This window comes from Levilactobacillus lanxiensis (assembly GCF_016861655.1).
GTDB lineage: Bacteria > Bacillota > Bacilli > Lactobacillales > Lactobacillaceae > Levilactobacillus > Levilactobacillus lanxiensis.
Genome location: NZ_BOLN01000006.1, coordinates 86,794 through 104,879 on the forward strand (window position 1 = coordinate 86,794; position 18,086 = coordinate 104,879).

Consider the following 18,086-nt stretch of genomic DNA (forward strand, 5'->3'; position numbering starts at 1 on the left):
TCTGTAAAGCATTCGAAAAGCTTTTGTATCAAGGTTGTAAAGCACATTGACAGGCATTTTACACACTGTTAACTTGGAAAATACATAAGTGAAGGAGTGAGTAAATGACTGGATTAGATTTTGCAGCGATTTTTGGTAAAGCCCGGCGGCTAACCACGGCGGCCGACCCTGGCTGTTTGGTGACCGTGTCAGCACCAACTGGTAGTGGGAAGACGTACGGAATTATTCATTATATTAGTCAAACGGTTGTCAACACAACTGACAGGCGTTTCTTTTTCGTCACTGTCAAAAAGAACAATTTGCACATCGCAGGTTTTCGGGCAGCCGTTGCGCATGAATTTGAGCAGAAAAATGGTCCGTTTAAGACGTCATCAGCTCGTGAAGCCTATCTCAACCGGACAATCGCTGTATTACACGCCTTAGGGGAAATAACGGGTGAGGTCATTACCAGTCAATTACCACCAGAACTATCAGCAAGTGAAAAAGTTAAACAAGCCTTGGGTAACTTGCAAATCTATCATGAACGCTATAATCAGCAGCCAGAGAAACAGTCCCTGGCCGGCCGTAATGATTTTCAAAATTTAAAATTGGCGTACACAACATTTAAACGAGAAGTTATCAAAATATTGCGACAAACGTTAATGCTCAGCGACCCACTGACGAAGGCGGATAAGGTGACGCTTGAAGAATATGTCAATGCGGATGAGACGGACTTAGCACACTATTTGAATCAGTATTTCCCCGAAATCAACCTTAAAAAATACCGGTTGGTGCTGCTCACATGGGCAAAATTTGTGCGGACCTTTCCGTCGTTTTACAGTCAGAGGTCCATCCCGGTCACTGCCACTAGCTGCCTCGGCAACGCCACGGTTATTTTAGATGAGGTTGATGAGATGAAATCCCAACTGGTCGATAAAATTATTGATGATGCAACGAAGGTCCCACTGGATTTTCTGTCATTGTTTCGGGAAATCCGAAGCGGCGTCAACAATCTACAAAAGAAACGACCGGAAGACGTGATGTCTGTGCTGCGGCAGCGGGGAAAATTTGGCCAGCTAAAGAAACGAGTCAATTACCTAGCCGCGCAGTATGAACTAACGGAAGACTATAAAACAGTTGATGCGATGACGACGACTAATTTTATCTTTAATCTGGACAGCCTCACGATTAGTAGTAGTCACGGGTGGTGGAGTCACCGTGACCTTCCAGGCAGGCGGGTTGTTCTATCAGGACAACGTGTTGCGACGAATGATTTAAAATTTTATCAAATGATTCAAAGGATGAGTCAGTTTTTCAGTAGCTTTATTCACCTGTTGGTCGAATGGGCTGGGAAGTATTGTCAGCAAGTTAACGCGCAACGATTGGTGATTGAAAATCAGTTGGAACTAGAAGATGCAATTGCTACAATTTGTGATTGCCTGTGGTTATCCGTTGACTCCAAGAAATTAGTTCTCGGCATGTATCATCAGGCACCTTTGAAATACCGTAAAACAGTGAAGACCACAACCGATGGTCAGTGCGGCCACTACCTGCAACGAAATGGCCTGCAACTGATTGGCTTAACGGATAGTGATGCCCATTTGAATCGGACAAAAATTAGTGCGGCGTTAGTCCAAGAAACCCCAGAGAAGTTTCTCATTCAGCTGGCTAAACGTGGGATTGTGGTTGGCATGTCCGCGACGGTTAAGGTTGATACGGTGATTAATAACTTTGATTTCAACTTTGTTCGCGAGCAGTTAGGCGACCGACTCATAGATGGGTTGGCGGATTTACCTGTAAGTGTTCAGAAGCAATTTGACACCAGTCAACGTTGTCGGGCGAATGGGGCTAAAGTGATTGTTAAGGAAACGGCTAAGGTACAGGTCTCTGCTGAGAGCGGCGAGTGCATGCGCCAATTAATTCATGAACTGTGCCCTGAGGTTGTCTTGGTTTCCGAGCAGCTGGGACAGTTAAGGACACTTGAGATGCTGGTCAAACAAAAGATGCGAGAAATTCATAGCACTTATCCGAGCAATGGTGAACGGCAACTGGTTGCATTTGTTCAGCAACGCTATTTGGATTTGTTCATGAGTTTTATCTGCTTTTTGGGGTTTTCAGATAAGACGACCTTCCTGGGATTACAAAGCGTATTGCCTAAGATAAAAGGGGAAGAAAATGAAATTCAGATGTCACTGGATTTTGTGACGCAGGTCTTTAAATTACTGTCACAGTTACTGTGCGCCGATGAGCCGCATCAACCACAATTACGACCAATTGCCAAAAAGTTCGCGATGGATCAGCAATTAGTTGACGACCAAATTACGGCCGCGCTTGAGCTGCCATCCAAAGAAGAAACACGGGTGTACTTACTGAGCTCGTATGCCACTTTGGGGGTTGGTCAAAACCTTCAACACAACATCGGAACACTTGAGGCAGGTAAGACAGTTGATATAGCTCCGGCTGATTCCAATTCGAATGACACACGACGGCAGATGGTGGATTTGGCCGGAATCTATTTGGGACGGGTCACAAATATTTTCACCCAGGTGCCACAGGCAGCAACCGAAAAGAGCAAGCTACAGTGGATTCGTGCTTATTATGAATTGCTGAGCTTGGCTGATAACAATGAGGTCTCACTCCTAGACATCAGTAGGTACGCCAAGAAACAAAGTCTAGGGATTCCGGCCAAGCAATTTCGAAATACGATTAGCTACGTTGGCACGCATACACAGGTTATTTTGCAAGCGCTCGGTCGGATGGACCGGTCATTTAATAAGCTGCCAGAAACACTCGTGATTTTAGGTGCGGATGTCCGGAACTACTTTAACGTGTCACTGCTGGCTGACTATCAGTTGGGACCTGAAGCACAGGCCATTCGCGACCTGCAACGAGAAGCGGCCGATTCGGTTCAGACGAACGAGAAGATCCAGTTTGAACGGTGGGCTAACCGGACTCTAGAAACGCAGCGGGCAGTTAATGAAATGGTGGGCCAACTTCAGGCAGATACCAAGGCTGCTAGCCGGTATCAAGACTTTAGGGAGCACCTGTTATGCCATCCCACACCCACATTTGATCAGTACCATCAGTGGGAGAAGAAACCTGAGGGCGCCTATTTAGACAACAAGGTGAGCCAGTATCAGGTTGGCCGATCCGGTGAGAACTTTACGTTTGGTACGGATAGTCGTGGGGCGGAAGAAATTTCTGCCAAGACGGCGGGACTGCCTACCTTGCTGAAATATCCGGGGATGCAGGAATATTTCGATTCTCAGGGGTGGGCAACCACTTGGGAGAAGACTGGGTTTATTGTCAATCCGGTTCAGTTTGATAATTACTTGGGGATACTTGGCGAGGTTGCCGGCAAATTTATTCTTGAGGACCGCTGGGCGGTTAAGCTCAGGACGCTCTCTGCAGGTAATCATGAGCTCTTTGATTTTCAAACGGCGGCCCACGTCTATCTTGATTTTAAGAATTGGCGGCATCCCCACGACCAATCGGCCATAGCGGAACGCAGGCATGTGCAAGACAAACTGGATTGTTTGACTGATGCACAGGAGCGACACAGTAAGCGGGTCCTCATCGTGAATTTGCTTGAAACGGCAGGGACACAAAAGTTTGTGCCGAAAATAACGCGTAATGGACAAATCATGGAGGTCCCACAGTTGTTAGATGCACAGGGGAAATTTGCTTTGACGCCTGAACAGGAAAAAATGATGGGGGACTTTTTAAATGGCAGATAACGTACTGGTAGCCTTGACAAATTTAGTGGACTATAAGTTCGATGAGGTCGGTTTTAATCAGCGATTGCGGTTAATTTTGGTTGAAACGGACCATCCCGGTAAACTACCAAGTTGGTTCGATGCTTGCCCAGTTTTAGCGATTCATAAGTTGGCGAAGCAGTACGATGCTCAGGCAGGTAAGGCAACTGGTCCCAGTCGGTATTTAGCATTGATGGCCAAAAGCCAGCCAATTCCGCAAGAGTCCGCCGGCGTTTGTCAAAAAATTGTGACGCTACAACAGGCAATTCGGATGGGGAAAACCGCGGATATGACGGATATAGTCGTCTTACTCATGCTCAAAGCCGTCAAACAGTGTCAGTTGGATGAGCAACTCGTACTCAGAAATCAGCGAGCCACTGACCGTTTGTTATTAGTGCATAGACAAACAGAAAAAACGTTGGTTGCAGTCGAGGTCGACTTAAAAGATCATATTTTACATTTGCGCACGCGGACCTTTAAACCAGTGGCGGCACCACAAAAAATGGGATTTTTAGCCAGTGACGGGTGCTTGAGATGGGCAGGCACGGCGCCTGGGCAACTGTGGGACCAACATCATGTTCATGACCGGAAAAACACGATTGATTTCTTTACGCTGCGGGCACTGGCTGATTTCACACAAACCAAGGTGGGACTTCAGAATGCCCTCCTGAAAGATCTCAAGCAGGCGTACGGGGATTGTTTCCGCCAATTGCCGCATTTTCACGCCAGTGAGGTGATGGCTTATTCGCCCAAAGCCAAGGTACCGGCAATCAAGCAGGTAATGACGTTACTACAAGGCCAGAACCTACATTTGATTGGTGATGCTAGCGAACCAGACATTCGCGCGTTAGTCACGCATTTGGCGAACAGAGTCCGGACCAGCCCTCAACTTGTCCGGGCAGGTGTAACAGTCTCAGTTGGTGAGCAGGCCGTGGCGGGATTGAATTTGCAAGTCGTGATGGACGAGCAGGACCCACGTTATCAAGTTGGCCGTAATGATCAAGTTATTCAACATTTAACCTTTGAGAAGTTTGGAAACTTTGATGCGGTCAAACAGCAGTACCAGTGGCAGGGTGACCAGCAAGCCGACCTGATGGCGAACAAGCAATTCTTGATGACGATGGTCCAGCTACTAGTTAAACGGGATATTTCGGCTGGTGAGCTACGGTTGCCTACAGCTGTGAAGACTGACACCGCTGGTCACTTTAAGTATCTGTTTTTCGACAGGCTGAGCAAACGGGCGGAACCGCTAGACCTTGTCGTGACACGCTTAACCATTACACCTAATCAACGCGTGATTTTTGAAGAGACGCACATTCAAGGCGAAATCAACGATTCTACCGCAACTGAGCTCCAGCGAACAGTTAAAAAAATTTTGTCTGTGACTGGGGAAAATCCCTATCTGTTACAGGGGGCAATTCAAAGCCAATCTGGCCTCTTTGCCATCTATGGGACAGATTTGATTACGGTTCCAGATGCAGACAAGATTACTGCTCAGTTGCGCTCGGCCAGTGAAGAAAACTTAGTTAGGCGGCAGGATCTGTTGACGATTGCCCAGGGGTTAGTTATCGACCAGAAGCATGTGTTGCAGCAGCAACAGCTGATTGCCGAACTCACACAGCTACCGAAGACTGAGTTGTCGATTCGAGAGCTGCGAATGACCCTTAAATTATCTTGGAAAATGAAGGCCATGAAAGCGTTCAACGCCGCGTTTCATCAGGCTCAGGGCCAATGGATAAAGTTACCAATTCGACAAAAGGTGTACGAAGCATACTGGACAGGAACTTGCGGGATGGGCTTGCTTGAATTGAGTGGCAGTACCTATTACTTTATCGGGCGCAGTAGCGCGCTAGAAGCCCAACAGAAGCGGGCGATTCCTTTGAAGAAAATTGTGGCCATTGGCAGTTTGCAACCGAAGGCAGACGTGTACGAAATTTTCCATGAGCTGGAATCACTCATGCAGGTCGGCTTTGTCCGGCTAAATCAGTACACCGTTATCCCGTTTCCCTTTAAATATTTACGAGAATACACCGATCTTCGGCGGCATCGGACAGACCAAATGACAGCGGGCGCCGCCAACATGGATTAACACCGTTTCCCCTAAATCCATTGACAACCCCACCCCAGACGACTATCATAAAACTCAGTTAAATAAGTCGATTATGATGAATGAAAAACGCAGTGGTTGTTCTCAGCGAGTCCGGGGTAGTGTTAGCCGGATAGCAAGTGCTGTGGGTTGGCACATTCGGAGTCGTTTCCAAGTAAGCTGCTAGTCAGTCTGTGACTAGAAGTAGGGTGGAACCGCGAAAATTTTTTCGTCCCTACGTGAATTTGCCTCGGTGAATTCTCGTGGGGATTTTTTGCGCTTATTTGTTTGAAATTTAAGGAGGAAACAGCACCCATGACAGAAAAACTGTCCATGCAAGCAATCATTTTAAAGTTACAACAGTACTGGTCCGCACAGGGCTGCATGCTGATGCAAGCTTACGATACTGAAAAAGGGGCCGGGACCATGAGTCCTTACACCTTCTTACGGGCGATCGGACCAGAACCTTGGAACGCCGCTTACGTTGAACCTTCACGCCGTCCAGCCGATGGTCGTTACGGGGAAAACCCTAACCGGTTATACCAACATCACCAGTTCCAAGTGATCATGAAGCCTTCACCCGATAACATTCAGGAACTTTACCTGAACAGTTTGAAGGAACTCGGCATCAACCCCCTCGAACATGATATTCGGTTCGTTGAAGATAACTGGGAAAACCCATCCATGGGTTGTGCCGGTGTTGGTTGGGAAGTTTGGTTGGACGGGATGGAAATCACCCAGTTCACCTACTTCCAAGTTGTTGGCGGGATGGAAGTTGATCCCGTCACATCCGAAGTGACCTATGGTTTGGAACGGTTAGCTTCCTACGTCCAAGACGTCAACTCCGTCTTCGACCTGGAATGGGCCGATGGCGTGAAGTATGGGGACATCTTCAAGGAACCTGAATACGAACACTCCAAGTACAGTTTTGAAGAAAGTAACCAAGACATGTTGCTCCGCCACTTCGACGAATACGAAGACGAAGCCAAGAAGCAAATTGCCAATGGTCTGGTTCACCCAGCTTACGACTACATCCTGAAGTGTAGCCATACCTTTAACCTGCTCGATGCGCGGGGTGCCGTTTCCGTGACTGAACGGGCCGGCTACCTGTCTCGCATCCGGAACATGGCCCGGGCCGTGGCACGCGCCTTCGTTGCTGAACGGAAGAAGCGTGGATTCCCATTGGTCAAGGATGAAGCCTTACGTGCAAAACTATTAGCAGACGATGAGGAGGCCAAAAAATAATGGCACACACATTTTTACTTGAAATTGGACTAGAAGAAATGCCAGCCCACGTGGTGACGCCAGCTATCAAACAACTGGTCAAGCGCACGGCTGACTATTTAAAGGAACAACGGGTGGACTACACGGACATCAAGCCGTTCTCTACCCCCCGGCGCTTAGCCATCCAAATCAGTGGCTTAGCCGACAAGCAAGAAGACATCAGCGAATCCGTCAAGGGTCCCGCTAAGAAGATCGCCCAAGATGCCGATGGTAACTGGACGAAGGCCGCTATCGGGTTTACCCGTGGCCAAGGTCTGACCCCAGACGACATCACCTTTAAGGAAATCAAGGGGACCGAATACGTCTACGTTGACAAGTTTATTGCCGGTGAACCCGTTGCCGCCGTCTTGGCTGGCTTGAAGGACGTCATCACGGCGATGACCTTCCCAACCATGATGAAGTGGAGCACCCATCACTTCGAATACGTTCGGCCAATTCGGTGGATCGTGGCGTTGTTAGATGCCGATGTGATTCCGTTCAGCATCCTGGACGTCACGACCGGTCGCAACACCCGCGGTCACCGTTTCTTAGGGACCGACGTGGACGTTGCCACGGCTGCCGACTACGAAGCCGATTTAACCGCCCAATTTGTCATTGCCGATGCCGACAAGCGCAAGGCCTTGATCAAGCAACAGATTGAAAAGATTGCGGCCGACCACAGCTGGACGGTCAACATCGACGCTGGCCTGTTAGAAGAAGTCAACAACCTGGTTGAATGGCCAACGGCCTTTGAAGGGAGCTTCGATGAAAAGTACCTGACCATCCCCGAAGAAGTCCTGATCACCTCCATGCGTGACCACCAACGTTTCTTCTACGCGCGCGATGCTAGCGGCAAGCTCTTGCCTAACTTCATCTCCGTTCGTAACGGGAACGACCATGATCTCCAAAACGTGGTTGCCGGGAACGAAAAGGTTCTGACGGCCCGGTTGGAAGACGCCATGTTCTTCTACACGGAAGACCAAAAGAAGACCATCGCTGATTACGTGGAACGGCTCAAGTCTGTTAGCTTCCACGATAAGATCAGTACGATGGCCGAAAAGATGGCCCGTGTGACGGCTATTGTGAGCGTCTTGGCTAAGCATTTCGACTTAAACGATGCCCAAACCAAGGCCGCCTTACGTGCCAGCGAAATCTACAAGTTTGACCTGGTGACCGGGATGGTCGGTGAATTCGCCGAACTCCAAGGGGTCATGGGTGAGAAATACGCCTTACTGCAAGGTGAAGACCCAGCCGTTGCCCAAGCCGTTCGCGAACACTACGAACCTATCTCAGCCGACGGGGCCTTACCAGAATCCGTTCCGGGTGCGGTCTTGGCCTTGGCCGACAAGTTCGATAGCATCTTGACCTTCTTCGCTGCTGGCATGATTCCTAGCGGTTCCAATGACCCATACGCTTTACGGCGTCAGGCAACCGGGATTGTGCGGATTGCACGTGACCAGAAGTGGTCCTTGCCAGTCGCTGAATTAGCCATTGACTTTATCGCTGCCGAAGACACGGCTAACGTGGCTCCTAAGCTGGACCAAGCTAGTCAAATCGACGCCATGGTGACCTTCATCAAGGACCGGATCCGCAAGATTTTGCGTTCTGCTAAGCAACGTCATGACATCATCGATGCCGTGACCGCCGGCTCCAGCAGTGACGTCCTGCAGATCTTCACGGCCGCTGACATTTTGGCCAGCCATGCCGCTGACGACAACTTCAAGGCTGTGATCGAATCCCTGACGCGGGTGATTCGTTTGGCTCAAAAGGCTCCAGCCGAATTGGCTGACGCCACGGTCGACGCCAAGCTGTTTGAAAACGACAGTGAAGGTGCCCTGGACAAGGGCGTTGCCGAAGTGGTTGCCGCTGCTGGCAAGGGCTTAGATGCCCTGTACGCTAGCCTAGCCGACATCCAACCAACCATTGCCGCTTACTTTGAAGCCACGATGGTCATGGACAAGAACGATGCCGTTCGGAACAACCGGTTAACTGAACTGAGCCACTTGGCAACCTTAGCGTTGACCTTGGGTGACTTGGACCAATTGGTCGTTAAATAAATTACTGTGTTTGCGAAGAGTCTGGGATTTCCCAGGCTCTTTTTGCTATCCCATTTTATACAGTCGAAACGTGGGACCAAAGGCAGCCGGTTCCGCTTAAAACTGATAACCAAACAATCCAAGCCCGGGATTATTCGGTTATCAGCCTTAATGCTCGCCGGCTAACCGCCTTTGGTCCCACTCTGGTTAGTCACCGTTTGTTCGGTTCCAGTCGTTACTGGTGAGTTTGGCCGGCCATGTCGACACAGTGGCCCTACACTGTAAGCAATTTAACGACTAGGAGGTGAGGCTGGTGTGCTTACCAAGATTTAACCGTTGCTATTTGTGGGGCTGGCGGGCGGTTAACGCGGGCCTGTGCGGCGTGGACCGGGTGAATGGCCCGGACGTTGGCCTGCTGGTCCAGGCAGCGCGTAGGAGTCAGTTTACTTGCAACAAGGCGTTGTCAGTTCTAAACTAGTGCTCCTGTAACATTCAGCGAGCACGGAAATGGGATGGGAACATGCTATTACCACGATTTACCCATGGCGAGTTGAGCCGTTTTGTGTGGGGCAACTTAGGCGTCTTGGCCGTCTTGTGGGTGTTACAACTGGCCAAGATTCACTGGGTAGCGCTCTCGTTACGGACGTTGTTTATCATTAGTATCATTGCCGTGTTAATGGACTACGGGCCATTGGTCGTGAAGAAGGCGGCTAACGCCAGAACCGTCGATCACATCCGCTTGGACCTGAACGTGGTCTTCAGCGCGTACGGCCTGCTGTATCTCCTGACGCCCCGGGCATTTAATCCCCAGAATCCGGCGGAGAGTCTGGCACTACTGGGCTTTTTATTTTCCGTCGGGGCGCTGGTTCTGGCCTACGTGCCACGCAACCATTACGTGGGGATTCGGTTTCCCCAAACGTATGCCTCACCGGTCGTCTGGCGCAAGACTAATTTGTTGGGCGCACGTCTGGGCTTCGTCTGTGGCCTGATCTTTTTCTTAACCGCTGGCCTATTCGGGGCGGACATTGGCACCGCCGCGTTGCTTATGGGCGTGATTGGCCTGGTTATCGGTACCTGGACCTATGCCAACTGGTTGACCCAGCGGGGTAAATAGGGAAGTCGAGCACCGGCAGACTTTTCACAAGCGGGGGTGGTTTTCCCGGCAAACGTGAGTCACAAGTGTTGACACCAGCTGTAATAGGAGTAGTATGTATAGTGTATTTTTACGCACGTAGGGCCAATTAAAGAGTCGCACTTGTCGGATTGCCGGGGTGCGACTTTTCAAGGCTACGGGCGCAACGGGATTCACGGTAAGGGAGTGATGGTGTGGCGAAGATACCCGAAGACGTGATTGAAACGGTGCGAACGGCGACCAACATTGCTGATGTGGTCGGCCAGTACGTCCAGCTCAAGAAGTCCGGGAAAAATCTGTTTGGTCTCTGTCCCTTTCATGAGGAACGGACGCCCTCGTTTTCCGTCTCGGAAGACAAGCAGATCTTTCACTGTTTTAGTTGTGGCCGCGGGGGCAACGTATTCAAGTTTCTGATGGAACTAGAACATGTCAGCTTTCCCGAGGCCGTCGTCAAGGTCGCTGACTTTAGTCACGTCGACCTCGACAGCGAGTACCGCCAGGACGCGGCGGGGCCCAAGATGGACTCCAAGACCAGTCAACTCATCGATCTACAGGAACAAGCGGCCAAACTTTACCACCACATCTTGGTGAACACCGAGGCGGGTGAACCAGCGCTGAATTACCTGCATGACCGGGGCTTGACGGACGAGACCATTGAGACCTATCAACTGGGGTTTGCCCCCAGCCAACGCCTCTTAAAGCCCTTCTTTGACCAGCATGAGAGTGACTACCAACTGCTGCGTCAATCGGGTCTCTTCATTGAAAATGCCGAAGGGGAGTTACGCGACCGCTTTACGGAGCGGGCGATGTTTCCCCTGCGGAATGCCAGTGGGCACGTGGTGGCCTTCTCGGGGCGTCTGATCAAAAAGGCTGATGACCAACCGAAATACTTAAACAGCCCGGAAACGCCGCTGTTTAACAAGAGTCGGTTGTTATTCAACTTTGATCTGGCGCGTCCAGCCATTCGGCAAGCGGGGGAAGTCACCCTGTTTGAAGGCTACATGGATGTCATTTCCGCCACCCAAGCGGGGGTGAATAACGGCATCGCCTCCATGGGGACCAGCCTGACCACCGAGCAGATTTACGCAATCGAACGAACCACGGATAAGCTTAACGTGTGTTACGATGGAGATGAACCCGGTCAACGGGCCATCTCCCGGGCGTTGACACTGTTGGGACAGCACAGTCACCTGAATCTAAGCGTCATTCAGTTACCAGAGGGGCAAGACCCCGACGAGTACCGCCGGGCGCACGGTGACGAGGCCTTTCGTCAAATGCTGACGACGGCCAAGGAGCCGCCCCTGCAGTTCAATCTGCGGTTCTTACGGCGTAACCGGGCACTGGATACCGACAGCGAGCAATTGGACTATGTGAATCAGATCATGCCGCTGTTGGCCCAGGTCCAAGAACCCGTTGAGCTGGATATGTATTTAAACCAAGTCGCCAACGAGTTTCACATCGACAAGGCAGCCTTACAGGCGCAGCTCAAGCAAACGCAGCGGGATTCCGCGGCCAAGCAGGAACGTGAGCGCCCCCGGCAAGCTGCCCAAGCACAAGTCGCACCGCCGGAGTCGCCAGTGACCGTGCATCAACAGCAGCGGCCATTGACACGACTCGAACGGGCCGAACGCCTATTGCTGGTCCGCTTGCTCCATGACCGCAATGTCTGGGCAAAGGTCAGCAACATTGACGGGTTCAGCTTTGTGCACGATGATTATCAAGTGATCTACACCTTGGCCCAAGGTTATTTCCAAACGCACCAAACCTACCGTACTGCGCAGTTCACGGACTTCTTAAAGGAAGACCGGCTGCAGCAGATCGTCATCGATTTAGAAACGGCAACTTACGCGGCGGTCACCCCGCGTGAGATTGATGACTATTTAGCAATCATTATGGATGAGGCTCCGGTCGAGGAACAACTTCGCCAGAAGAAAAATCAACTGGCGCAGGCCTCGCGACTTGGAGATGCCGAACAACAACGGCAATTAGTCATTGAGATTGTTCAACTGGAGCAACAGCGCCAAGCGAACAAGCAACTTTAGTCTAGGGGGTATTTTAATGGCAAAAAAGACCACGGATCAACCAATGTTTGACCAGAAAGCATACAACAAGACGGTGCGCGCCTTAATCAAGGACAACAAGAAACTCGGGCACATCACGTACGATGACCTGACGGATAAGGTGGCCACGCCGTACACGCTGGATGCTAAGCAGATGGATAAGTTACTTGAAACCATTTCCGATGCCGGAATCAGCGTGGTTGATGCTAAGGGTGAGCCAGATGCACGGGCCGTTAAAGCCCAAAAGGCCGTTTCCAAGAAAGAATTAAAGGAAGCCTCCACGACCACTGGGGTCAAGATCAACGACCCTGTCCGGATGTATTTGAAAGAAATCGGCCGGGTCAACCTGTTAACGGCGGACGAAGAAGTCGCCTTAGCCTTGCGGATTGAAAACGGTGAAGAAGAAGCCAAGCAAGAATTAGCCGAAGCCAACTTACGGCTGGTTGTTTCTATTGCGAAGCGGTACGTGGGTCGAGGGATGCAATTCCTGGACCTGATCCAAGAAGGAAACATGGGTCTGATGAAGGCCGTCGAGAAATTCGACTACCGGAAAGGATTCAAGTTCTCAACCTACGCCACTTGGTGGATTCGACAAGCCATTACACGGGCAATTGCTGACCAAGCGCGGACCATTCGGATCCCCGTCCACATGGTTGAAACCATTAACAAGTTAATCCGGATTCAACGGCAATTACTCCAAGATTTAGGGCGGGAACCAACGCCTGAAGAAATTGGGGCCGAAATGGACATGCCAACGGAAAAGGTTCGTGAGATCTTGAAGATTGCGCAAGAACCCGTTTCCTTGGAAACCCCAATTGGTGAAGAGGACGACTCTCACCTGGGTGACTTCATTGAAGACCAAGACGCCACGAGTCCTGCCGACCACGCTGCCTACGAACTCTTAAAGGAACAGTTGGAAAGTGTCCTGGACACTCTGACTGACCGGGAAGAGAACGTCTTGCGGTTACGGTTTGGTTTGGACGATGGCCGGACACGGACTTTGGAAGAAGTCGGCAAGGTCTTCGGGGTTACTCGTGAACGGATTCGTCAAATCGAAGCCAAGGCGCTGCGCAAGTTACGCCACCCATCACGGAGCAAGCAATTAAAAGACTTTTTGGAATAGAAATACCCAATCCTCACGACAACGAGACAGTTGTTGTGGGGATTTTTTCGTTTCTAGCGAAAATGATGACCGACTTTGCTCATTAACTTCTGGCATAATCGGGGGTGTTGGGGATTGCTTCACGGGAGTTAGAGGTGGTTGCCGAGACGGACCGGATTTCTTAAAAATCGGGAGCTTTTCGTCTCAAATTAGAGCGGCAAAGGACGAGATGAACTGGTAGAAAAGCCGGTGGTCCAACGTTTAGCAACCATAGCGGTTCTGAAATCGTTTACATAAAGGAATAATCGTTATAGATGTCATTTATTGGGTCAAAAGTCTTGAAAATTTGCTTAAAGGGGATATAATGTATCTCGTTTAGAATTTCTGATTTCACAAACTTTTGTCTAGAAAGGAGGTGCGTTGTGAAAGCCAAACCGAGTTTGGAACAGGCCCTCTGCATTGTCGCGTTACTGGGCGTGCAGGACCGCAAGATTCCCCTACATAGTCGATTGGTAGCGGAACGACTGGGCATTTCGACCAGTTATTTGAAAAAAATCGTCCAAAAGCTAGCCAACGCCGACATCGTGAAGACGACGGCCGGCCGTGATGGTGGCATCGTGTTGACCCGCGACCCGCATGCGATTACGTTGTTAGACGTGTTCAATGCGATTGAGGGGGCGTCATCCTTCGTGAAGAATAGCGGCCTGGTCAAGAAGGTCTTTGACTTTGATCAAAAGGACGCCTTCATGCAGACCTATGGCTTAAAGGACCTCAAGGATTCGCAGCCGGTGGCCAACGTCCTGGCCGTCTTCGGCAATGCCGAGCAGCGTTTCCGCCAGCAACTGGCCACGTTAAGCATCGGGGATGTCCTGCCAACTTCAGAGAATCAACCGCTGGAATTGGACTGGACGACCTGGATCGTTAATCAGCGCCCGACAAATTAACGGCTAGATAGCATAGCAAGGTTAAATGAATGGGCACAATGATTATCGATGGAATCGTATAAAGCGGTAGGTTAATTGCCGAGTGAACATGTTTCTGCCGAATTGAACCAATCAGAGTTGTAAGAAGTCGGTCCGACTGACAGGAAATCAATAATCAGTGTCAGTGACCAGAGGCGAATCAAGCTGGTCAGCTGTGTCGATGGTCGTGACTGGGGAACCTTCTCAGGCTGGCACCGGTCCCCACAGCAGGCCAGGTTGAATTCGCCGGCGGAAACGAAATTTATCAGCAACTATTTAATAATTATTTTAAATTTTTTAGGAGGTTTTCCCGTGCGCTGGATGAATAAGCACTACATCTGGAACGTTATCGGCTGGCTGGTCATCGTGATCTTAGCCGTCGTGACGATTCCAAACATGAGCAAATTGGTGGCTGACAAGGGGCAAATTACCGTGCCCAGCAGCTACCAAAGTACGCGTGCCACCAACATGCAAAAACAGTGGGGGCGCTCGCAACGTGGTACCACTGCCGTTGTCGTGGTCTTTAGCAATGGTGATTCTGCCTTAACGAATTCGCAGAATACCCAGATTGATCAGACCATTCAACGAATCAAGAACCACGAAGACCAATATCAAATTCGGTCGATGACCGCGGCTAGTGATAGTTCAACGGCAGCGTCTCAGCTGATTTCTAAAGACAAGAGTACCCAACTCTTGCAGCTGAACGTGCACAAGAGCTCGCGTCACTCCGTTTCATCGATTCGCTCGCAGATCACCAAACTGGCTAAGACCAGTGGGGTGAAGACCTACGTGACCGGGGCGGATGTCTTGAACCAAGACTTCTCCGATGCCACGCAGGCCGGGGTTCAGAAGACGGAAATCATTGCTGCCATCTTTATCTTCCTGGTGCTCTGGTTAGTCTTCCGGTCACCCGTGACGCCACTCTTCTCCCTCTTGACGGTCGGTGTTTCCGTGATCACGTCTATTTCCGTGGTCGCCAACCTGGTTGACCGCTTCAACTTCCCGTTCTCAAACTTCACGGAAGTCTTCATCGTCATCGTGTTATTTGGGATTGGGACCGACTACAACATCCTACTATATAACGAGTTCCGAGAGCGACTCGCGAGTGGGAAGGATAAATTCACTGCGACCAAGGAAGCCATTAAGATTGGTGGTCGCACGGTGCTCTATTCCGGCTTATCCGTCTTAATTGGGATGAGTGTGCTGGGCTTTGCCAACTTCTCACTGTACAAGTCCGCCGTCGGCATCGCCGTGGGGGTCGTGGTCTTACTGGCCGTGCTCCTGACGCTGAACCCATTTTTCATGGCTATCTGTGGCAAGCACCTATTCTGGCCCATCAAGAAGTTCCAGGGTGAGGGCGATAGCCGCCTCTGGCACGGGATGGCCAAGCACGCCATGATTCGACCGGTCATTACCTTGATTGTGACCGGAATCGTCTTTATTCCGTTAGCCCTCTCATCTCATGGGACACTGGACTACGATAACTTGGTTGAAATCGGGGATAACGTTCCCGCCAAGCAAGGTTTCAAGATCGTTCAGAATCACTTTTCCAAAGGGACAGCCGAACCCACCACGATTTACATTCAAAGTAATCATAAGTTAGACAACGAAAAATCCCTGTTACTGGTTGACCGCCTGACCAAGCAACTCCAGGCCTCAACCGGTGTCAAGACCGTGGCTTCCGTCACCCAACCCGGTGGAAAGGCCATCAAAGAGCTGTACGTCCGGAATCAAATGAGTTCGGTTACGAGCGGTTTGGCCAAGGCCCAAAAGGGTGTCAACAAGGTCAATAAAGGCCTGAAGTCGGCCAACAGCCAACTTAGCAAGCAAAATGTTTCCGGTGCCGTGAAGGATGCCAACAAGCTGGCGTCCGGTGCCCAAGAAGTTAGCACCGGGACTTCGCAACTGCAGTCAGCCATTTCTCAGGTTTCGACCGGGGTCAACTCGCTGAACAGTCAGGTATCCTCTGCATCCGGTGGCCAACAGGCTGCTCAGTTAGCCCAATTGGAAGCCGCTTTGCCACAGTTGAACGCGGCTATTCAACAATTAAACTCCCAAGTGTCCGCTAGTTCCACCAGCACCAGTGGCGTGACGAGTTCCCTGTCCACCATCGGCACGAAGACGCAAGACATTGCCACGCAACTCCAGAACATCAAGAGTTCCGTCGGTAATTTGCCAAGTGTCAGTGCTAGTTCCGTCGCCGCCGCCTTCAGCGCGCAAGGGGTCCCTCTATCTGCCGCTCAGAAGCAGGTCTTAGCTGGCGTCTTACAAAAGCAAACCGCTGCGCAAACGCAGTTGAAATCCTCATTGAGTAGCTCACTGACCCAAATCGGCAGTGACGCCTCAGCAATTGGCTCGGCCGACCAGAGTGTCGCCGGTCAATTACAATCGTTGCAGGGCTCCACGGCTACGCTGCAAAGTGCCGTCGCCACCTTGGCACAAAAGTCTAACGTGGTCTTACCGGGTGCCGCGACCGCCTTACAATCGGCCAGTGCCCAGAGCACGCAATTAGCCAGTGCCACGAGCCAATTATCTAGTGCGATGTTTACCATCAACGGCAAGATGCCAAGCTTGGTTTCCGGGGCCAGTCAAGTGGCGGCCGGCAACCAGACCATGGCGGAGAAGTTAGCCGCGATGAGTAAGCAACTGACCGCCTTACGCAAGGGCCTGACCTCCGCCAGCACCGGGTTGACGCAAGTCTCCAGCGGGGTTGGCACGGCCAATGTTTACCTGAAGGGCCTGCAAAAGTCTGCCGCGGCCGAAACGTTCTACATCCCCAGCAAGCAGTTGCACGGGAGCACGTTTAAGGATTCGCTGGACACCTACATGGCGCCGAATAAGAAGATTACGAAGCTGACGGTCGTGTTGGATGACGACCCAAGTTCCGCCGCTGCCATGGCCCGCTTACCACAACTGGAAAAGGTCGTGACCGGTTCGTTGAAGGGAACCAGCCTGAGTGGCGCCAAGGTTGCCTTTGGCGGGAACACTTCGCAGACCAACGATATCAACGAAATGGCCTCCAGTGACTTTACGCGGACGGTCATTATCATGTTAGCCGGCATCTTTGTCGCACTGATGGTGGTTACCCGTTCACTGGTTCAACCAATCGTTATCGAAGGTATCTTACTGCTCGCCTACTCTGGGTCCTTAACCATTGTTCACTGGTTAGTAGATCCCGTGCTGGGGACCGACATGTTGACGTGGAACACGCCATTCTTCACGTTTGTCATGCTGATTTCCTTAGGGGTCGACTACTCGATCTTCCTGATGCGCAAGTACCGGGAGTACCTGCATGAACCGGGCGCAACCAGCGACAAGATGCTGCGCGCTGCTACGGTGATCGGGACGGTCGTCATTTCCGCCGGGGTCATCCTAAGTGGGACGTTTGCCGCTTTGATTCCTTCCGGGGTCATGACGCTGATTCAAATCGCCTTGGCCGTGATTATCGGGATCATCCTGCTGGTCATCCTGTTACCAATCGTGATGCCAGCCGTGATGAAGATCACCTACCCGTACCCCTACTCGAAAATGAGTGAGGCACCGGTAAATAACGAAGACAACGCGCAACCAACGCGTCGGAATCAGAAGTAAGTTAAAGTTTTAACCAGATAAAGCTGAAGGCGTTCGCTGTCCCTGAAAAGGGGATGGCGGACGCCTTTTTTGTGGACTGCTCATCTAATTTTGCCGGAGAAAATCTAAGCATAGAGATAG

9 protein-coding genes are annotated in these 18,086 nt (G+C 50.9%); all 9 read left to right on the forward strand.

Annotated features, from left to right (window positions below):
* Nucleotides 1-104: 104 nt before the first annotated feature.
* The 9 genes from JUF22_RS08615 to JUF22_RS08655 all read left to right on the forward strand — a co-directional run bounded on the left by JUF22_RS08615 (nt 105) and on the right by JUF22_RS08655 (nt 17,966).
* The gene (locus JUF22_RS08615) at nt 105-3,716 is read left to right on the forward strand and encodes a hypothetical protein (protein ID WP_203645601.1); all 3,612 of its coding nucleotides are present in this window, start codon (nt 105-107) and stop codon (nt 3,714-3,716) included.
* On the forward strand, nt 3,706-5,823 hold the full coding sequence (locus JUF22_RS08620) for a hypothetical protein (protein WP_203645603.1): 2,118 nt from the start codon (nt 3,706-3,708) through the stop codon (nt 5,821-5,823). The genes JUF22_RS08615 and JUF22_RS08620 overlap by 11 nt, the downstream gene beginning before the upstream one ends.
* A 312-nt stretch (nt 5,824-6,135) precedes the next feature.
* The gene (gene glyQ / locus JUF22_RS08625; RefSeq protein ID WP_125762738.1) at nt 6,136-7,065 is read left to right on the forward strand and encodes a glycine--tRNA ligase subunit alpha; all 930 of its coding nucleotides are present in this window, start codon (nt 6,136-6,138) and stop codon (nt 7,063-7,065) included.
* Nucleotides 7,065-9,140: a glycine--tRNA ligase subunit beta gene (glyS, locus tag JUF22_RS08630; protein WP_203645605.1), complete on the forward strand. Its 2,076-nt coding sequence runs from the start codon at nt 7,065-7,067 to the stop codon at nt 9,138-9,140. Before glyQ ends, glyS begins: the two co-directional genes overlap by 1 nt.
* 499 nt (nt 9,141-9,639) lie before the next feature.
* Entirely contained in the window at nt 9,640-10,233 is a 594-nt protein-coding gene (locus JUF22_RS08635) for an SdpI family protein (RefSeq protein ID WP_203645607.1), read from the forward strand.
* A gap of 212 nt (nt 10,234-10,445) precedes the next feature.
* Nucleotides 10,446-12,293 (forward strand): DNA primase, encoded by a 1,848-nt coding sequence (gene dnaG / locus JUF22_RS08640; protein WP_203645609.1) that lies wholly within the window; start codon nt 10,446-10,448, stop codon nt 12,291-12,293.
* A 10-nt stretch (nt 12,294-12,303) separates the two neighbouring features.
* The gene (gene rpoD / locus JUF22_RS08645) at nt 12,304-13,434 is read left to right on the forward strand and encodes an RNA polymerase sigma factor RpoD (protein WP_373306110.1); all 1,131 of its coding nucleotides are present in this window, start codon (nt 12,304-12,306) and stop codon (nt 13,432-13,434) included.
* Between the two features lie 401 nt (nt 13,435-13,835).
* Nucleotides 13,836-14,357 carry an RrF2 family transcriptional regulator gene (locus tag JUF22_RS08650; RefSeq protein WP_203645611.1) on the forward strand — a complete coding sequence of 174 codons (522 nt, stop codon included), beginning with the start codon at nt 13,836-13,838 and terminating at the stop codon, nt 14,355-14,357.
* Between the two features lie 339 nt (nt 14,358-14,696).
* Entirely contained in the window at nt 14,697-17,966 is a 3,270-nt protein-coding gene (locus tag JUF22_RS08655) for an MMPL family transporter (RefSeq protein ID WP_236000752.1), read from the forward strand.
* Nucleotides 17,967-18,086: the final 120 nt, after the last annotated feature.

Coding starts and splice junctions, on each gene's coding strand:
- glyQ (WP_125762738.1), top strand. CDS start 6,136: ATGACAGAAAAACTGTCCATGCAAGCAATCATTTTAAAGTTACAACAG.
- JUF22_RS08655 (WP_236000752.1), top strand. CDS start 14,697: ATGAATAAGCACTACATCTGGAACGTTATCGGCTGGCTGGTCATCGTG.
- JUF22_RS08635 (WP_203645607.1), top strand. CDS start 9,640: ATGCTATTACCACGATTTACCCATGGCGAGTTGAGCCGTTTTGTGTGG.
- glyS (WP_203645605.1), top strand. CDS start 7,065: ATGGCACACACATTTTTACTTGAAATTGGACTAGAAGAAATGCCAGCC.
- JUF22_RS08620 (WP_203645603.1), top strand. CDS start 3,706: ATGGCAGATAACGTACTGGTAGCCTTGACAAATTTAGTGGACTATAAG.
- JUF22_RS08615 (WP_203645601.1), top strand. CDS start 105: ATGACTGGATTAGATTTTGCAGCGATTTTTGGTAAAGCCCGGCGGCTA.